Annotated in this window: 12 protein-coding genes, 3 tRNA genes and 1 pseudogene; 9 read left to right on the top strand and 7 right to left on the bottom strand. The window is 75.5% G+C overall.

The features are described 5' to 3' along the window. Positions 1–17: 17 nt before the first annotated feature. Positions 18–1,469 (bottom strand): FGGY-family carbohydrate kinase, encoded by a 1,452-nt coding sequence (locus ACF1BE_RS02415; RefSeq protein WP_392197105.1) that lies wholly within the window; start codon positions 1,467–1,469, stop codon positions 18–20. Between the two features lie 77 nt (positions 1,470–1,546). Beyond that, complete coding sequence (locus tag ACF1BE_RS02410) at positions 1,547–1,852, bottom strand: YtxH domain-containing protein (protein ID WP_392197104.1); 306 nt, start codon at positions 1,850–1,852, stop codon at positions 1,547–1,549. Between the two features lie 160 nt (positions 1,853–2,012). On the opposite strand from ACF1BE_RS02410, the gene ACF1BE_RS02405 reads away from it, so the two are divergent. The 9 genes and pseudogenes from ACF1BE_RS02405 (at position 2,013) to ACF1BE_RS02365 (ending at position 8,203) form a co-directional block, all read left to right on the top strand. Further along, positions 2,013–2,085, top strand: a tRNA-Asn gene (locus tag ACF1BE_RS02405). A gap of 6 nt (positions 2,086–2,091) precedes the next feature. Next, positions 2,092–2,164 (top strand) — tRNA-Asn (locus ACF1BE_RS02400). Positions 2,165–2,339: 175 nt separating this feature from the next. Beyond that, a tRNA-Ile gene (locus ACF1BE_RS02395) sits at positions 2,340–2,413 on the top strand. A 668-nt stretch (positions 2,414–3,081) separates the two neighbouring features. Then, a complete protein-coding gene (locus ACF1BE_RS02390) occupies positions 3,082–4,353 on the top strand; it encodes a M20 family metallopeptidase (protein ID WP_392197103.1) in 1,272 nt (423 codons plus the stop codon). A 358-nt stretch (positions 4,354–4,711) separates the two neighbouring features. Next, positions 4,712–4,870 (top strand): annotated as a pseudogene (locus ACF1BE_RS02385) (asparagine synthase-related protein); the annotation flags it as partial. A gap of 73 nt (positions 4,871–4,943) precedes the next feature. Beyond that, on the top strand, positions 4,944–5,081 hold the full coding sequence (locus ACF1BE_RS02380; protein ID WP_392197415.1) for a hypothetical protein: 138 nt from the start codon (positions 4,944–4,946) through the stop codon (positions 5,079–5,081). 34 nt (positions 5,082–5,115) lie between these two features. Continuing rightward, positions 5,116–6,417, top strand: a complete 1,302-nt coding sequence (locus tag ACF1BE_RS02375; protein ID WP_392197102.1) for a serine/threonine-protein kinase — start codon at positions 5,116–5,118, stop codon at positions 6,415–6,417. A 518-nt stretch (positions 6,418–6,935) separates the two neighbouring features. Then, positions 6,936–7,247, top strand: a complete 312-nt coding sequence (locus ACF1BE_RS02370) for an STAS domain-containing protein (protein WP_392197101.1) — start codon at positions 6,936–6,938, stop codon at positions 7,245–7,247. Beyond that, positions 7,244–8,203 (top strand): anti-sigma factor RsbA family regulatory protein, encoded by a 960-nt coding sequence (locus ACF1BE_RS02365; RefSeq protein WP_392197100.1) that lies wholly within the window; start codon positions 7,244–7,246, stop codon positions 8,201–8,203. The genes ACF1BE_RS02370 and ACF1BE_RS02365 overlap by 4 nt, the downstream gene beginning before the upstream one ends. A gap of 14 nt (positions 8,204–8,217) precedes the next feature. Here ACF1BE_RS02365 and ACF1BE_RS02360 read toward each other — a convergent pair whose 3' ends face one another. The 5 genes from ACF1BE_RS02360 to ACF1BE_RS02340 all read right to left on the bottom strand — a co-directional run bounded on the left by ACF1BE_RS02360 (position 8,218) and on the right by ACF1BE_RS02340 (position 16,692). Further along, a complete protein-coding gene (locus ACF1BE_RS02360) occupies positions 8,218–9,255 on the bottom strand; it encodes a rod shape-determining protein (protein WP_392197099.1) in 1,038 nt (345 codons plus the stop codon). Positions 9,256–9,424: 169 nt separating this feature from the next. Continuing rightward, positions 9,425–13,450: an SAV_2336 N-terminal domain-related protein gene (locus ACF1BE_RS02355; protein ID WP_392197098.1), complete on the bottom strand. Its 4,026-nt coding sequence runs from the start codon at positions 13,448–13,450 to the stop codon at positions 9,425–9,427. Next, positions 13,440–14,510 carry an AAA family ATPase gene (locus ACF1BE_RS02350; protein ID WP_392197097.1) on the bottom strand — a complete coding sequence of 357 codons (1,071 nt, stop codon included), beginning with the start codon at positions 14,508–14,510 and terminating at the stop codon, positions 13,440–13,442. Before ACF1BE_RS02350 ends, ACF1BE_RS02355 begins: the two co-directional genes overlap by 11 nt. 44 nt (positions 14,511–14,554) lie before the next feature. Continuing rightward, positions 14,555–16,288 (bottom strand): trypsin-like peptidase domain-containing protein, encoded by a 1,734-nt coding sequence (locus ACF1BE_RS02345; RefSeq protein WP_392197096.1) that lies wholly within the window; start codon positions 16,286–16,288, stop codon positions 14,555–14,557. Continuing rightward, positions 16,288–16,692 carry a CU044_2847 family protein gene (locus tag ACF1BE_RS02340; protein ID WP_392197095.1) on the bottom strand — a complete coding sequence of 135 codons (405 nt, stop codon included), beginning with the start codon at positions 16,690–16,692 and terminating at the stop codon, positions 16,288–16,290. The genes ACF1BE_RS02345 and ACF1BE_RS02340 overlap by 1 nt, the downstream gene beginning before the upstream one ends. Positions 16,693–16,868: the final 176 nt, after the last annotated feature.

The following is a 16,868-nucleotide window of genomic DNA, read 5'->3' as shown; positions in this document are numbered from 1 at the left end:
TCCGGTGCGCGCGTGCGTCAGGGACCGAACGCCCCCGGATGGGTCTGCTCCCGCACCGCCGTGAACTGCTGCCGTACCGCCTGTCCCACCGCCAGTTCCTCGCCGGGTTCCAGGACCTGCGCCGCCGCGCCCTGCCAGGCCGGCGGGTTCCGGGGGTCGAGGGTGCCCTGTGACACCCCGAGCGCCCAGGCCGCCTGGCGGGCCGCGCCGATCGCCGCGTAGTCCGCGGGCTGCGGTACGACGACCTGCGCGCCGAACAGCGAGGGCGCCGAGGCCTGCACGGCGGGCAGTTCGGCGGCCGGGCCGAGCAGGAAGATCCGCCGCACCGCCACACCCCGTCCGCGCAGCACGTCCAGCGCGTCGGCGAGCCCGCACAGCATGCCCTCGAACGCCGCCCGCGCCAGGTGCTCCGGCTTCATCGACTCCCGCCGCAGTCCCGAGAGGGTCCCCGCGGTGTGCGGCAGGTTCGGCGTCCGCTCGCCCTCCAGATAGGGCAGCAGCACCAGGCCGTGCGCCCCCGGCGTGGACTTCGTCGCCAGGTCGGACAGGCTCTCCAGGTCCGGCAGCCCGAGCAGTTCGGCGGTGCCGCGCAGCGTGCGTACGGCGTTCAGGGTGGTGACGACCGGCAGGTGCATGCCGGTGGCGTCGGCGAGGGAGGTGATCATCCCGGACTGGTCGGTGAGCGCCTCCGGATGCACGGCCATCACGGATCCGGACGCCCCGAGCGACACGACGGCGTCCCCGAGCCCGATGCCGAGCCCGAACGCGGCGGCCATGGTCTCCCCGGTCCCGGCGGAGATCAGCAGCCCCTCCGGAGTCGTACCGGCCGCGTCCGAGGGGCCGATGACCTCCGGCAGCATCGCCTGGTGACCGAGTGCCAGCTCGACCAGTTCGGGCCGGTAGGCGCCGGTGGCGGCCGACCAGTACCCGGTGCCGGAGGCCCCGCCGCGGTCGGTGGTGCGGCGCACCGGCCGCCCGAGCAGCTGCCAGACGAGCCAGTCGTGGGCCTGGAGCAGCACGGCGGCGCGCCGCGCGTTCTCCGGTTCGTTCTTCGCGAGCCAGCGCAGCTTGGTGACCGGCTGGGCGGCCTGCGGAACACTTCCGACGGCCTGCGCCCAGGCCTCCCGTCCGCCGAGCGCGTCCACGAGGTCCGCCGCCGCGACCTGCGCGCGTTTGTCGCCGCCGACCAGCGCCGGGCGGACGGTGTTGCCCTGGGCGTCCAGCGGGATCAGCGCGTTCTGCTGCGAGGAGACGCCGATGGCCTGTACGCCCTCCAGCAGACCGCCGCCCGCGGCCTCGCCCAGGGAGAGCAGCCAGGCCTGCGGGTCGACGTCACTGGGCCGCCCCCCGTCCGGCGCGTCGACCGGATGGGGGGCGTACCCCTGCCTCAGCACGGCGCCCGTGTCCGTGTCGCAGACCACGATGCGCGTGAAATCGGGCGAGCTGTCCAAGCCGGCGACTATCCCCATGCCTACGAATTTTGCCGCATCCGCGGGGCTGGTCCGGCCGAGGGGCGGCGGCGGTCGCCGGCGCCGCGCGACGAGCCTCAGGTGTTGCTGGTGCCCCAGTCGTCCTCACGGTGGCCGTTGACGCCGCGCTCACGCAGGGACCGCACCCGCTGGGCGACGGCCTCCGGGACGCGGTCGCCGACCTTGTCGCTGACCGTGTGGAACGCCTTGCCGGCGTAGACGCGGCCCTGCTGGGCGGCCGTCTCGGCGGTGTTGCGCACGGCTGGGTTCTGGGTTACCTGCCGTGCGGACTTCTTCAACTGCTCGTAGCGCTCCCGTCCGGCCCTCGTGCCGAGTACGTAACCGAGGGACAGTCCGGCGAGGAACGTGAGCCGGTAGCGCATGGCTGCCACCCTTCCCGTGCGTAGGTTTCTGGTGCGGCGCGGCGCCCCGAGGGGAACCGATTGGCGAAGCACCCCCCTGCTTGCGCTAATGTATGTGACGCAGCGAGCGCCCGCCCCCTGGCGAATACCCAGGTAGGCGCGATCGATGCAATCGAGGCGATCCTCCGTAGCTCAATTGGCAGAGCAGCCGGCTGTTAACCGGCAGGTTACTGGTTCGAGTCCAGTCGGGGGAGCTTCGGTCCTCCGTAGCTCAATTGGCAGAGCAGCCGGCTGTTAACCGGCAGGTTACTGGTTCGAGTCCAGTCGGGGGAGCGCTGAACGAGGGCCCCCGCAGGGGTCCTTTTTCATGTCCGCGGGAACCGCCGTGCCCGGCGTCGCCGTCCTCGGGATCATGAGCAGCGCGAAGCCGACCATCCGAAGCAGGAGATCGTATGAGCGGCTATGCTGCGGCAGACGACGCGCACACATGTACGCGACACGCCGCTATGGGGCGGTAGCTCAGCCGGTTAGAGCAGCGGACTCATAATCCGTCGGCCGTGGGTTCGAGTCCCACCCGCCCCACCGCCAAATCGGTCGGAGGAATCTTCCGACCCGCGAGAACAGAGGACGGGGCCCCATGGACCGTGTGAGGCCCTCACTCTAGCCCCGCACCAGAATGCAGTGGACACTCGGCCGACACGGCGTGTCCGGCGTGCGGCTCATGGCCGATGGGCCGCACGTGCCGCGTGCTGCACGTGGACGACGACTTCGCCACCGTGGCGGCGGTCCTCGAGGAAGCACGGCAGTGCGACGCCCGCACCTGACGGCGTCCCCGATCCAGCCGGCCGCTGATGGCTGCCGCCCCCCGAGGCCGGGACGGCCTGCGCCGCCGGGCGGCTCCGGACCGCCGGTGACGGAGCGTCCGTCGTTCGGGGAGCCGCCCTGACGACCTCACAGGAGCTGCGAACGGTGGCCGCCACGCCGAGGCGGCCGTCCCCGTTCACTCGCGCGGGCCACGCGGTCGAACGGCCGTCCCCCTCCTTGTTCCTCACCCCTCCTTTCCTTGTTCCTCCCCGTCCCGCCCCCTTCCCGTTCACGTCCGCGTCCGGTGTTCCGCGTGCCGTGTCCCAGTCCCGTCGGGGGCGGTGCGCTGGGGCCGGGGCGTCCTTACGGTGAAGGGGTACCGCCTCTCCGTGAGGCGCCCACGCGGGCCGCGTCGGCAGGGCCGGGCCCGGAAGGAGAACGGTCGTATGCCAGCTGCGCCCCGGACCCCGCCCGGCACGCCGGACACCGCCCCCGCCGGCCCGGACCCGACCGGCCTGCCCGGCGCGGCGCGCCGGCTGGCCCCCGGCGCGGTCGCCCTGCGCCGCGCCCTGCACCGCACCCCGGAGACGGGCCTGCACCTGCCGGCCACCCAGCGCCTGGTCCTCGACGCCCTCGACGGCCTCGGCCTGGAGATCCGCACCGGCCGGGCCCTGTCCTCCGTGACCGCGACCCTCACCGGGGCCGCCGACGGCCCGACGATCCTGCTGCGCTCCGACATGGACGCGCTGCCGGTCACCGAGGACACCGGGCTGCCGTTCGCCTCGCGCACCTCCGGGCTGATGCACGCGTGCGGGCACGACGCCCACATGGCGATGCTGGTGGGCGCCGCACGGTTGCTGGCCGGGCGGCGCGACGCGCTCGCCGGGCACGTGGTGTTCATGTTCCAGCCCGGCGAGGAGGGCGACCACGGAGCCCGCCACATGATCGGCGAAGGGGTGCTGGAGGCGTCCGGCAGCCGGGCCGACGCGGCCTTCGCCCTGCACGTGCAGCCCACCCTGCCCGCCGGGACGGTGCGGCTGCGCCCCGGACCGCAGATGGCGGCCTCCGACCGGTTCCGGGTCCTCGTCCGCGGACGCGGCGGGCACGCCTCGGCACCGCACACCACATGTGACCCGGTGCCGGTGGCCTGCGAGATCGTGCTCGCCCTCCAGACGACGGTCGCCCGTGGCCTCGCCGCCGACGACAGCGCCGTCCTCAGCGTGACGCGGCTGGACGCGGGCACCGCCCCCGGCGTCGTCCCGGACACCGCGGAACTGGGCGGCACCGTGCGCACCCTGACCGCACGGACCCGGCAGCGGCTGCACGAGGCGATCGCCCGGGTCGCGCACGGGGTGGCGGCCGCGCACGGAGCGACGGCGGAGGCGACGGTCACACCCGGCTATCCGGTCACCGTCAACGACGCCGCGTTCACCGAGTTCGTCCTGCGCACGGCCGGGGAGGCGCTCGGCGCCGGGGCGGTGGGCGTGCTGCCGGCCGCGCAGCTGACGGCGGAGGACTTCTCCTACGTCCTCCAGGAGGTCCCCGGCGCCCTGGCCTTCCTCGGTGCCTGCCCGCCGGGCCTGGCCCCGGACGAGTCCCCGTCCCTGCACTCGTCCCGCACGGACATCGACGAGGAGGTCATCGCCACGGGCATCGCCTGCGAGGCCGCCGTGGCCCTGGCCTTCCTCGCCGGCCGCGGAGGGCGGCCTGCCCGGTGACCGCCCCGGACAACGGCCGCCTGCCCTGCCCCCTGGCATGGACCGCATCTCGACCGCTGGCAGCGCCACCCCGACGCGGTCTTCTCCACCACCTTCACCGGGTCCACGAGGGCCGTCACGACCACCAGGGCAACGAGGTCGTCTTCACCCCCGGCCTGCTCGCCGAGCTCGACCCGGCCACCTACGAACGTGACTGCCACAGCGCGGCCGTCGCCGAGACCGACGTGGGCCGGCACCTGGACGACCCCGCCCAGGCCCGCTGCCGCGAGGTCACCTACCTCGCCCTCACCCGCCACACGGCAGGTGCTCTTCGACCGCGAGGACCGCATGAGCACGGCCTGCGGACCGGAGGCCCCGCGTGCCCTTCGCCGACCACCGGCTGGCCGAGTACACCCTCAACCTCCCCTGGGTGACGAGGAGTTCCGGCGGCCGGGAGAAGAGCCCGCTGCGTGCGGACATGACGGGTCTGCTGCCCACGGCGGTCGACCAGCGCATCAGGACGCCGTACCCCTCCATCCGGGCCGAGGCCTGCAACCGGACCCTGCGTGAACGCCTCGCCGAGTTGGTCCGCCGCGGCGCCGGAGCAGGGCATGAGCCGGGCCGCGCGGGAGACGACCCTCCAGCTGGACGCCTGGCCGCGCACGTACGACGTGGACGTCGTGCTCCGGGCCGCTCCGGCCCGGACACGGAGCGGGGCACGGGCGGGCTCCCGGGCGCGCACGGGGTGATGGACGGCCCTGTCCGGCGGCCATACTTGTCCGCATGGAACGCATCGGGGGATACCTCGTCGAGCGCCGGCTCGGCGAGGGCGGCATGGGCACGGTCTATCTCGCACGGACGCGCGGCGGACGGCCCGTCGCGCTGAAGGTCGCCAAGGCCGAACTGGCCGCCGACCCGGTCTTCCGCGAGCGGTTCCGCAGCGAGGTCGAGGCCGCCCGGGCGGTGGGCGGCTTCCACACGGCGCCGGTGGTGGACGCCGACGCCACCGGCGACCCGCTCTGGCTGGCCACCGCCTACATCCCCGGGCCCACCCTCGCGGCCCGCCTCGCCGCCGAGGGCGCCATGGACGAGCCGCGGCTGCGGGCCCTGGGGGCCGCCCTGGCCGAGGCCCTGGAGTCCATCCACTCCTGCGGCCTGGTGCACCGCGACCTGAAGCCGGGCAACATCATCATGGCCGACGACGGTCCGCGGGTCCTGGACTTCGGCATCGCCCGGGCCGTGGAGTCCACCCGCCTCACCGCCACCGGCACCGCCTTCGGCACCCCCGGTTTCCTCGCGCCCGAGCAGGCCCTGGGGCACGACGTGACCGGCGCCGCCGACGTGTTCGCCCTCGGAGCCGTGCTGGTGGCGGCGGCGGGCGGCACCGCCTGGGGCGAGGGCACCCCGATGGGTCTGATGTACCGCTCGGTGCACGAGCCGCCGGACCTGTCCGCCGTACCGGCCGCCCTGGCCGACGTGGTGGCCGCCTGCCTGGCCAAGGAGCCCGCGGACCGGCCCACGCCCAGCGCGCTGCTGGACCGGCTGACCGGCTCCGCACCGCTGCCGGCCCACCCGCTGGCCCCGCCGTACCCGCCGACGACACGCACCGCCGCGCCCCCGCAGGTGCCGGCCACGCCCCCGCAGGTGTCCGCCGTGCCCCCGCCGGCGTTCCTCCCGGCGCCGCAGGGGTTCGGGGCGCCCCCGCCGCCCACGACACCGCCGTACCAGCAGCCCGTGCAGGCCGCCACGCCCCCGCACCTGCCCGTCACCGTGCCCCCGCCCCCCTACGGCTTCGGACCGCCGGTCCCGTACGGCAGCCCGGAGGCCGTGCTCGCCGACGCGCAGGCCGGTGTGGTCGTCAACGCCACCGGGGTGCTCCTGGAGCTCGCGGGCACCACCGCGGACTTCCCGTGGGACGAGATAGCGCACGTCGAACGCAGCTGGCGCGGCAACCGTCTCACCGTCACCGTGCGGCTGTGGGACGGCGGTGTGTACTCCTGCGAGCTGAACGCCCGCCGCAGGGCCCGGCTGAGCACCTGGCTGGCCCAGCTCGACCCGGTCCTCGGCCGGTACCTGAACCGCTAGGGTCTTTCGTTCGGATCAGGCCGGATCAGGGCGCGGCACCAGGGCCCGCGAGCCCGGCATGATCCGAACGAGAGGGCCTAGGGCAACGGCCCCGACGCGCGCACGACTTGACCCGTTCAGGCTTGAACGGGCCATGTCCTGGGCACGGACCTCCTACCGGCGTCCAGCCGGGGGGTGTCGGCAGGAGGAGGGCGTCATGGACCGTCGGATCCGGGTACGTGTCAGCCGGCGGCCCGCCGCGCCGCGCGGGCAGGAGATCGACCGCAGGACGCCCTCGGGACGCATCCTGCCGTACTGACCCGGACGGCCCCGGCAGCCGGCACGTCTCCCGCGCGTTCCGCCCCGCCCGGACCGGGGCGCGAGCACGGGGCGACGGCCCGCCGTGCCCCGGCTTCCGTCCCACCGGGGGGTGCGAGAGGCGCATACTGGGCAGCTGTGTACCTGTGCAGCTGGGAGATGGCGTGAGCGGAACCGAGCCGGAAAGGCCCCGACGGGCCGTTGTCCTGCCCACGCCCGCCGTGCCGCGACTCGTTGTGTACCCGCTGAGCGGACGGGCCGGACTGCGGGCGGCGGGCGAGGTCAGCCTGCCCACGCGCGACATCTGGGAACGTGCGCTGGAGCGGGCCGTTCACGAGGGCGATGACGTGTACCACCTGGAGCTTTCCGCCCTGACCTTCGTCGATGTCGCGGGCGCCGGCGCGCTGGCGGAAGCGGCCCGGCGCCGGGGCGAGCGACGGCGGCTGGTGCTGGACCGGCCCCCGGCCGCCCTGCCGCGGATACTGGACCTGCTGTGGCCCGGACTCCGGGGGATCGAGGTGTCGGCGTCATGACCGAAGTCGTGGAGGCCGTCGAGGCCACGGACCCGTTCGTGCACCCCGCGCTGTTCTACGGCGACGCGCGGGAGTACCTGTCCGGCACCGTCCCCTTCGTCCGGGCGGCGCTGGCGGCCGGGGAGCCCGTCGCGGTGGCGGTGCCCGGCGAGAACCTGCGTCTCATCCAGGACGAGCTGGGCGCCGACGGCGACGCCGTACGGTTCCTGGACATGCGGGAGGCCGGACGCAACCCCGGCCGGATCATCCCCGGCGTGCTGCGGGCCTTCGCCGACGCCCAGCCGCCCGGACGGCGGGTCCACATCATCGGCGAGCCGGTCTGGGCGGGCCGCAGTCCGGCCGAGTACCCGGCCTGCGCCCAGCACGAGGCACTGATCAACGCCGCGTTCCAGGGCCGCGAGATCACCATCCTGTGCCCCTACGACACCTCCCGCCTGGACGAGCGGGCGCTCGCCGACGCGCACGCCACCCACCCGGTGGTCATCCCGGCCGGCTCCGCGGGCGAGCGGACCAGCGCGGCCTACGACCCCGACGGGGTGGTCGCCCGCTACAACGAGCCGCTGCCACCGGTGCCGGACGGCCCGGACCTGCTCGCCGTCAGCTTCGACGAGGACGTGCTCGCCGCCGTCCGGCACTCGGCCACCGGCCACGGCGCCCGGCTGGGCCTGTCCGGCCTCGCGCTGGAGAACCTGGCGCTGATCACCGCCGAGCTGACCACCAACAGCGTGGTCCACGGCGGCGGCACGGGCGTGCTCACCGTGTGGCCCGACAGCGGGTACGTGCTGTGCCAGGTCCGTGACGGGGGCCGCCTCGCCGATCCGCTGGCCGGCCGCCGGCCCGCCGCCCGTGACCAGCGCGGCGGACGCGGTCTGCTGCTGGTCAACCTGGTGGCGGACCTGGTGCGGGTCCACACCGGGCCCGAGGGGACGACCATCCGGGCCTACCTGGGCCGCTGAGCCCGCCGCCGGCCTCAGGCAGCCAGGGGGTTGAGCACCAGCGGCTCGATCCGGCCCTCCAGCATGTCGCCCAGGCCCTGCGCCGCGCAGATGTCGGGCCGTTCGGCGATGTGCACGGGCATCCCCGTGGCCTGCCGCAGCATCTGGTCGAAGCCGGGCAGCCGCGCGGAGCCGCCGACCATCGTGATCCCGCGGTCGGCGAGATCGGCCACCAGGTCGGGCGGGCAGTCGCGCAGCACCTTGCCGATGCCGTCCAGCACGGCCGTCAGCGGGGTCTGGATCGCGTTCCGCACGGCGGCGGTGTCCACCCGCACGCTGCGCGGCAGGCCCGTCACCACGTCCCGGCCGTGGATCTCGGCGGACGCCGGCCCCTGCGGGGTGAGCCCGTTGCCGGACAGGGTGAGCTGGAGCGGCCGTACCGACTGGCTGGGCAGTATCAGCTCGTGCTCGTGCCGCAGGTGCTGCACGATCGCGTGGTCCACGGCCTCGCCGCCCACCGGGACCCGGTCGGCGGCGACGATGGACCCCATCGACAGCACCGCGACCTGGGTGGCCGCCGCCCCGCACACCATGATCATGGTGGCCTCGGGCCGCTCGACGGGCAGCCCGCAGCCCACGGCGGCCGCGATGAGCGTGTCCACCAGCTCCACCCGCCTGACCCCGAGCCCGACCAGCGTCTCGATCGTCGCCCGCTGGGCCAGCGGATCGGCGTCGTGCGGGGTGCAGGCCGCCGCGCGCAGCCGGGGCTTGCGGCGCAGCGCCCGGCGCATCCTGTCGCCGAGCAGGTGCCGCAGCATCCGCTGGGCCATCTCGATGTCGACCACCGTGCCGCCGGAGATGGGCCGGACGACCCTGATGTAGCTCGGGGTCCGACCCGTCATCTGCTCCGCGAACTCGCCCACCGCGATGAGCGCGCCGGTCCGCGTGTTCACGGCCGCGGCCGACGGCTGGTCGACGACCAGGCCGGTGCCCTTCACGTACACGCGGGTACGCGCCGCGCCCAGGTCGACGGCGAAGTGACAGCGGCGCAACTGCTCCAGGCTGACGGTCACGGCAGCTCCTCCCGGGTGCGCGGGCCTCGGCGTCCCGCCTGGTCGACGGGCTCACTGGAATCCTGCGCGGCACCGGGGGCGGGCGCCTTTCCTGGGCGGCCGGGCGGGGCGCCGCTGAACGGGCGTACTTCCCGGCCGCCCCGGAGTGTCGGCCGGACAACGCCCCCGTTCACAGGGAACGGGCGGCCTCCAGCAGCGGTTCGAGGGACGACACGGTGACCTCGCTGCCCTCCTCGCGCAGCCGCCGACGCCCGGCGGCCGTGGGGGCGTACCCGATGAAGCGGAGGCCGAGCTGCTGGGCGGCGGTGAGTTCGGCGACCGAGGAGCTGATCAGGACGCCGCCGCGGGCCGGTGTGCCGCGGGCGCGCAGGGCGCGCAGCAGGCAGTCGGGGTGGGGCGTCAGCAGGCCGAGGTCGGCGCGGCGGCCGTGGACGCCGGCGAGGGGCAGCCGGCAGGGCTCCAGGTAGCGCTGGACGGCCGGGGTGCTCACGTCCGTCACCACGCTGACGCGCCGGCCGGAGCGGTGCAGGGCGCGCACGAGCGCGAGGGAGCGGTGCGTCGTGGGCGCGTCGGGCACGGCGCGCAGTTCCAGATCGTCCAGGCGTGCCCGCAGCAACGGGCCGAGCCGGTCGTGGGCGAAGGCGCGCAGCAGGTCAAGCGGGTGCGTGAACGCCTCCCGGCCGGCGGGGCCCACGAGGGGCAGCGGCCGGCCCGTCAGCGCGTCCTGCGGATCGCGGTGGTCGGCCACGACGGACAGCAGGTCGAGGACGGCCTCCCGGGCCCGCTGCGCCGGGAACAGCCGGGCGAGGGGCCCGTCGAAACCGACCAGCACCGTCTGGGTGTCGTCCAGGAGGGCCGACAGCCGCCGACGCGACGGGACCGGCGGCTCCGCCTCCGGTGTGGGCGCCCACTCGGGGACCAGCTGCACGGTGTACGACACCACCAGCCCGGGCACCGGCCACGCGTCGATCCCCGCGTTCACCGCCCGCTGGGCCGCGCCCGCGCGACGCAGCGGATGGTGGCGCGTGAGCGGGGCCGCCGCGGCGGTCAGATGCGCCAGCAGGAGCCCCGGGACACCGGTGGCCTCACCGCGGACGAAGGCGACCGGGTCCTCCACACGCCAGGACAGCTTCACCGCGGCCTTGAACGCGCCCTTCCCGGAACTCGGCAGGGACACCAGGTGACGGGCCTCGTGCGGGGTGAGGTCGACCGAGTAGTACGTCTCCGGGCGGGGCGCGCGGGTGCCGTACGGCTGGATCGGGTCGAGCAGCGTCAGCGGGCCGTCGGGCCGCGTGTGCACGATCGCCGTGCGGCCCGGGGTGGGAACGCCCAGCTCGTGCAGGTCGGGCGTGATGAACGGACCCTGCACCAGGTCGCCTTGCGCGGGCTCGGGGGACCTCGGCCCCAGCAGGCAGTACCAGGCGGCCGGCGGGCTGTCCGGAGCGCTGTCACGGAAGAGCGGCCGGAACGGCGGGGAGCGCCGGGCGGCGGAGCTGGCGGCGAAGTCGTCGTACAACGCGGGCGGTACGACGACCACGATGTCCGCGGCGGCCTCCGGCGGCCGGACGGACAGTTCCCCGAACGTGACGCCGAGCCGGAGCGGGTCGGTCAGCCGGGACAGCGCCTGGGGGAGTTCGCGCAGGACGGCGACGAGGGCGGGCAGCAGATAGGCGTCCGGCTCGGTGCGCACCTGGTAGCCGTCCGGACGGACGTCCACCGCGTACTGGCGGGGTCCGAGGGAACCGCGGGCCAGGACCTCGTGCACGGCGGCTTCGAGCGTGATGCGGGCCTCCGGCCGGCCGGTGAGGTCGTCGGCCGAGAACCGGATCCCGGAGGGGGCGGCGGGGGCCCCGGTCCCGGTCCCGGCCTCGGCGCGGAGGGTGTGCTCCCGGTGCGGAGGCAGGCGGCGGAGGCGGTCCGCACCGCGCAGTTGTGCCTCCGGACGGTCGGAGAGGAGTTCGGCCACCGCCGTGTCCAGCTCCGCCTCGATCCGCTCCGGAAGGGACAGGTGTTCCGGCCGGGGTGTGGGTTGCCGACCGGTGGCCGGGCCGCGGTGCATGGCGCGCACGATGTGCCCCAGCGCGCGAAGGTCGTCGGCGCGGCTGCCGCCGCCGAAGGACCTGACGTCCAGGCAGGTCAGGACGGGCCCGCGCGGGGTGAGGACGATGTCCGACGCCGTCAGCCGCCCGTGCGGGCGCCCCTGCGTGTGCAGCGCGTTCAGGGCCGCCACGAGCGGGGGTACGAGGGCGGTGAGTTCCGCGGCGGGCAGGCCGTACGGTGCGCTGCCGAGCCGCCGGCTCAGTGTGCGGCCGGTGACGAACTCACGGACCAGATAGGGGGTGTCGTCCGCGATGCCGTGGTCCGTGACCGCCGCGATGCCCGGATGGCGGATCCCGCCGAGCCGCCCGGCGAGGTCCGCGAAGCCGGCGCGGAGCCCTCGCGGAAGGCGCCCGTACCGGCGCAGCAGGACCGTCCCGTCGTCCCGCCGGGTGTCCTGGGCGAGCCAGTCCGTGTCCTCGAAACCCTCGGGACCCGTCTGCCGCAGCAGCCGGTAGCGTCCCGCGAACAACGGCGTGGCCGCGCCCGAGAGCCGGCGCACACTGTCCTCGCTGACCGTGGCGAACGGGTCGTCCTCCGCCGCCGTGCCCGCGCCCCGCGCGGCGGGCACCGACGCCCGGAACTCGCCCGGCGCCCGGCCCGCCCGGCGGTCGATGAACTCGCCCACGCGCTCCAGGAGTCCGGCGGTGCTGTTGCGGGCGGTGCGCGGCAGGCCGAGCAGGAGCAGCTCCCGCACCCCGTCCCGGAAGGCGTAGGCGCCGGGTGGCCCGCCCGGGACGGTGGTGAGCATGCCGCTGAGGACGATCTCGGCCAGGTGCTGCGGGCGGGGATCGGGTTCGACGGCGGCCTGGACCAGGCGCATGACCGGCAGGTCGGGGCGCCCCACCGCGAGATGGCCGGCCAGCCGGAACGCCTCGGGCGAGGCGGTCGCCCGGAAGCGCAGCACCAGTTCCTCGGCGGACAGCGCGCCGACGTCCGTACGGTCCTCGGCGTCCGCCGGGAGCGGCCGGCCCAGCTCGGCGACCGCGCCGGGCACCTCCCCGCCGCCCGGCGTGGTGAGCAGCGCCGCCCAGTGCGCCAGCCAGCGCGGTTCCGGCTCCAGCACGGGCAGGGGCACGGCACCCCCGGCCGCACCGGACTCGGGCTCGTCCTGTTCGTACGGGGTGAACGTCAGCTTCGCCGTGGGGGCCACGGGGTGCGGGGCCGACAGGCGGCCGGGCGTGGCGGGAAGCGCCGTGTCCCGCCACAGGTGCTCCGGGAGCGGCTGGACGACGGCGAGGGGCGTGCGGCGTGCCCAGCGGTGCAGGGTGGCGTACCAGAGGGTGCCGGCGGGTCCCTCCCGCCACTGCGGGCCCATGCAGTCGCTGATCAGGAGGGTGACGGTGCGGCCGTCGCCGGGGGCGTGCGCGTCGGCGCCGCGCACGGTGCCGTCGGCGGCGGCCCGGTACAGGGCGACCGTGCGGAAGGTGCCCGACTGGGCCAGGGCCGTGTGCAGTTCACGGATCAGGGGCCGCCAGACCGGCATCGTGGGCCCGGCGTCGTACACCAGGTTCAGGCGCAGCCAGCGCTCGCGGGCGGGGCGCAGCACGGGCAGCCACCACTCGGGGGCGGCGCCCAGGCGGGCGATGCGGTCGGCGGTCGCCCGCTCGTCCAGTTCGCGTCCCACGGGCGCGTCGACGCGGCGCCCCAGCGGGCGCAGCGCGCGCTGGAGCGCGAGCGGGTGCCGCAGCATCGGGGGCGCGGGGGCCAGGAGCGTGGTGTGGGGCCGGCCCGCCGGGGTGGGGGCGGGGCGGCGGGAGGGCAGGTGCAGGGGGACGCGGGTGGGCGGCCCGGGGGCTGCGGCCGGTGCGGGCGCCGGTTCCCGGTCCGCCGCGGGGGAGGGCCGGGGCGCCGGCCGGCGCCTGGTCGGCTCCGGGGGCGGTGGTGCCTGCTCCGGGACCGACGGCCCGCCGGCGGGGGGGCCGGCCGGGAGCTGCCCGGTGGCCTCGCCGTCCGTGGTGGCGGGGCTCATGTGCCCGGCCAGCCACAGCAGTTCGGCCAGTTCGAGCGGGGTCGGGCGCTCCCCGTGGGCCGCCTCGGCCAGGATGCCGGCCAGGCGTACCACGGGGTCCGGGGAACCGGCGCGGTCAGAAGACATCGGACTGCGCCGCCTGCCCGAGGTACGGCATCAGCTGCTCGGCCAGCCGGTCGAGGGACTCGGTGTCCAGATCGGCGGAGCGGGCCAGGTAGATGGCGTTGAGGAGCTGGTCGGTGGCCAGGTCGCCGAGGCCCGCCCGGGACAGGAAGCGGTCGATCAGGGTCCGCGCGTACGCGTCCGGTTCCCCGAGGTGGGCGCGGACGATCTCGGCAAGGTGCCGGTCGTCGGGTTGCCGCAGGTGCAGCGTGACACAGCGGCGCAGGAAGGCGGGCGGGAACTCGCGCTCCCCGTTGCTGGTGAGGACGACGAACGGGAAGGCCCGGCAGCGGACCCGGCCGTGCGCCACCGGCACCCGCTCGTCGGCGCCGTCGGCCAGCACCTCGGCGACGCCGTCCGGTGCGAGGCGGGCGGTGCGCACCAGCTCGGGGATCTCGTACTGGCCCTCCTCCAGCACGTTCAGCAGGTCGTTGGGCAGGTCGAGGTCGCTCTTGTCGATCTCGTCGATGAGCAGGGCGCGGGGACGGTCGTACGGCAGCAGGGCGGTGCCGAGCGGGCCCAGTCGCAGATGGTCCTCGATGCCCGACTCGCCGGCCGCCCCCCTCGCGCTCTCCGCCCGCCCGTCCGCGTCGGTCCGGTCCGTCCGGCCGGTGCGGGTGACCGCCTGCCGGGCCGCGTACAGCCGTGACAGCGGGTCGTACTGGTACAGGCCGTCGTGCAGCGTGCTGCGGCTGGTGATGTTCCAGCGCAGGACCGGACCGAGCCGCAGCTCACGGGCGACCGCGTACACGAGCGAGGACTTGCCGGTGCCCGGCGGCCCGGTGACCAGCAGCGGGCGGCGCAGGTACAGGGCCGCGTTGACGAGCTGGACCGTCTGCTCCGTCGCCTGGTACGTCTCGGCGCGGTGCATGCGGTCGGGGGAGACGGCGGAGGCGTCGGTGGCCGCGTCGGGCGCCCGGAGCACCGGCCCGCCGTCGAAGGCCCGCCACGGCGGCGGCGGGGGCAGCTTCGCGATGCCGTCGTGCGGCTCGTTCGTACCGGTGTAGACGGGCCACAGGGGCATGGGCTCTTCTTCTCCGTGGGGGGCTCGGTCGGTGGTGCGGTCGGTCAGGCGACGGGGGAGTGCAGGCTCGCGGTGGTCTCGGGGAAGCAGCGCGGGTCGTCCCAGAGCAGCTGGAGGTCTCTCGCCCAGTGCAGGTCCGGTTCGTCGGCGGCGTCCGCGGCCAGCCGCAGGGACAGGATGTGGCGCGGGAGTTCGGCGGGCGGGACCTCGGCGACCGCCACGGCCAGCTGGTCGAGGAACGCGCTGCCCGGGCAGGGCGGTTCGGCGTCTCCCGGGCAGGACGGGTCCGTGTGCGCGGGGCGGGGGCAGCCGGTCCGGGACCACAGCAGGACGGGGACGGGCACGGTGAGTCCGACCTCGAAGTGGCCGCGTGCCGCCGTGGGCGGGGAGGCGTAGCCCGCCAGTCCGGCGTCGCCGTCCCACAGCCGCTTGCGCAGGCTCGGCGGGCGCTCCACGGTGCCGCACCCCACGCGGTGCACCTCGACCCCCTGGCCGGCGGAGTCCAGCTTCTGCCACTTCTTGCGCAGCTGGTGGCGCAGCCGGCCGCTGTGGTGGCGTGCGCGGTCGGTCACCACGAGGGGATAGGCGCACCCGAGGGGCGTGCTGTCCTCCGCGCCGCACTCCCAGTGCGCCACCGCCTCGTTGAGCCACTCGCGCGGCAGGACGAACGTCACCAGCTCGTCGGCGTCCGGGGCGAGCTGGGCGACGGCCTCGTCGATGCGGCTCTGCACGTAGGCCCGCACACCGGTCCGCGGCAGCCGGCCCGCGCCCACCGGCCGGCGCTGTCCGTCGCGGTACGCGGACACCTCCACGGTCACCTGGTCGGGACCGGCGCCGCTGTGTTCGATCTCGACGACGACCGGAGCCCAGGCCGACGACACCGGAGGTGCCTGAGGTGCCGGCGTCGGAGGGGCCGGGGGTGCGGGGGGTGCCGGCGTCGCGTCCAGCAGTTCCCCGAGGCGGCCGGCGAACCGGTTCACCGCCTCCGGATCCGGTACCTCCCACTGCACGTACGCGGCAGCCGCCCACAGGGAGGGGAAACCGCCCGTGGGCAGGGGCGGCCCGAACGCGCCCACCGCGTCCACGTACAGCCGGTTCGGATCACAGCCGCGGCCGGTGCCCGTGGCCCGCCGCAGCAGGGTGTACAGCCGTCGGCGGGCGTCGTCCCGGTGGCCGGGGGTGGGCACCAGCTCGCCCAGCTCGGGCCAGTACCGGGCCATCACGTCCAGCGGCAGCATCCGGCCCTTGCGCACCGCCGGTGCGTCCAGGGCCGCGGTGACCATGCCCGCCACCCTGCCGTCGGGCAGGGTCGCCGCCGCCCCGCTGAATCCGGCCACGAGCGGCTGCCCGTGTCCGTGCCATGCCACCAGTTCCAGCCACTCACCGGCGATCAGCTGGCCGGAGACGGCCTGGTACTCGGCGAGGGTGCCCTCGTCGTAGCCCTCGGGGAAGCCGTACGCGATCAGCTTGGGGTACGGCTCCGTGTACGCGGCGTCGGGCGGTGCGAAGCCGGCCGGCGCGAGCGGGACGTCCCGCTCCAGCTCGAGCACGGCCACGTCGCCGGGGTCGGTGACGTCCCCCGCCCAGCCGCCGTGGGCGACGACCGAGGCGGACAGCTCGCCCAGCTCCCGGGCGTGCGGGAAGGAGACGGTCACCGGCGCCGTGCCGCTGCCCTCGACCACATGGGCACACGTGAGGACACGGCGGCCGGTGACCAGGAAACCGGCCCCCACCTCGTGGCCGCAGACGATCCGGGCGTGCCAGGCAGCACTGCGCATCACCGGTCGGCGGACTCCGGGACCGGCGTGGCCTGCCCCGGCACGCTCCGCCCCGGCGCGGGCTGCGCGGACACCGTGTCCTGCGGCTGCTGTCCGGGGGACCAGCTGAGCTTGACCACCAGGTGGCCCTCCGTCGATCCCTTCGCGATGACGGCACCGGCCTCCGCGGACAGCCGCACACCGAACTCGATCTCCACCGCGTCGGGGCGCAGACTCCCGTCCCGGAAGACCCGCAGCGCGGCCGAGGCCGCCGCCCGTACACCCTCCAGGGCACCCTCGAAGGTCCGCGCCGCCTGCGCCGGTCCGTCGCCGCGCGAGACGAGGCGGGCACCGGACCGGGTCACCACGCCCTCCACCACGACCTGCGCGCCGTCCTCGGTCGTGAACTCCACCAGCCCGTCCATGGCGCCGCTCGCTCCCCCGTCGTACCTGACTGCTGACCACTCTCATGTTACGGACGGTGCTTCGGGTGTCACACCGTTGACGGCGCGCGGCGGGGCACTGGCCGAGGTTGGCGAGAACCCGTCATCACACCGGCCCGCCGGCTCCGGCCGGCCTTCCTCTCGCGGGCCCCGTCCGG

This window comes from Streptomyces sp. NPDC014991, from assembly GCF_043080665.1.
Taxonomy (GTDB): domain Bacteria; phylum Actinomycetota; class Actinomycetes; order Streptomycetales; family Streptomycetaceae; genus Streptomyces.
The sequence above is the reverse complement of the archived record's forward strand: the minus strand, read 5'-3'. Positions and strand labels throughout refer to the sequence as shown.

Coding starts and splice junctions, on each gene's coding strand:
- ACF1BE_RS02415 (WP_392197105.1), bottom strand. CDS start 1,469: ATGGGGATAGTCGCCGGCTTGGACAGCTCGCCCGATTTCACGCGCATC.
- ACF1BE_RS02410 (WP_392197104.1), bottom strand. CDS start 1,852: ATGCGCTACCGGCTCACGTTCCTCGCCGGACTGTCCCTCGGTTACGTA.
- ACF1BE_RS02390 (WP_392197103.1), top strand. CDS start 3,082: ATGCCAGCTGCGCCCCGGACCCCGCCCGGCACGCCGGACACCGCCCCC.
- ACF1BE_RS02380 (WP_392197415.1), top strand. CDS start 4,944: ATGAGCCGGGCCGCGCGGGAGACGACCCTCCAGCTGGACGCCTGGCCG.
- ACF1BE_RS02375 (WP_392197102.1), top strand. CDS start 5,116: ATGGAACGCATCGGGGGATACCTCGTCGAGCGCCGGCTCGGCGAGGGC.
- ACF1BE_RS02365 (WP_392197100.1), top strand. CDS start 7,244: ATGACCGAAGTCGTGGAGGCCGTCGAGGCCACGGACCCGTTCGTGCAC.
- ACF1BE_RS02355 (WP_392197098.1), bottom strand. CDS start 13,450: ATGTCTTCTGACCGCGCCGGTTCCCCGGACCCCGTGGTACGCCTGGCC.
- ACF1BE_RS02350 (WP_392197097.1), bottom strand. CDS start 14,510: ATGCCCCTGTGGCCCGTCTACACCGGTACGAACGAGCCGCACGACGGC.
- ACF1BE_RS02345 (WP_392197096.1), bottom strand. CDS start 16,288: ATGCGCAGTGCTGCCTGGCACGCCCGGATCGTCTGCGGCCACGAGGTG.
- ACF1BE_RS02340 (WP_392197095.1), bottom strand. CDS start 16,692: ATGGACGGGCTGGTGGAGTTCACGACCGAGGACGGCGCGCAGGTCGTG.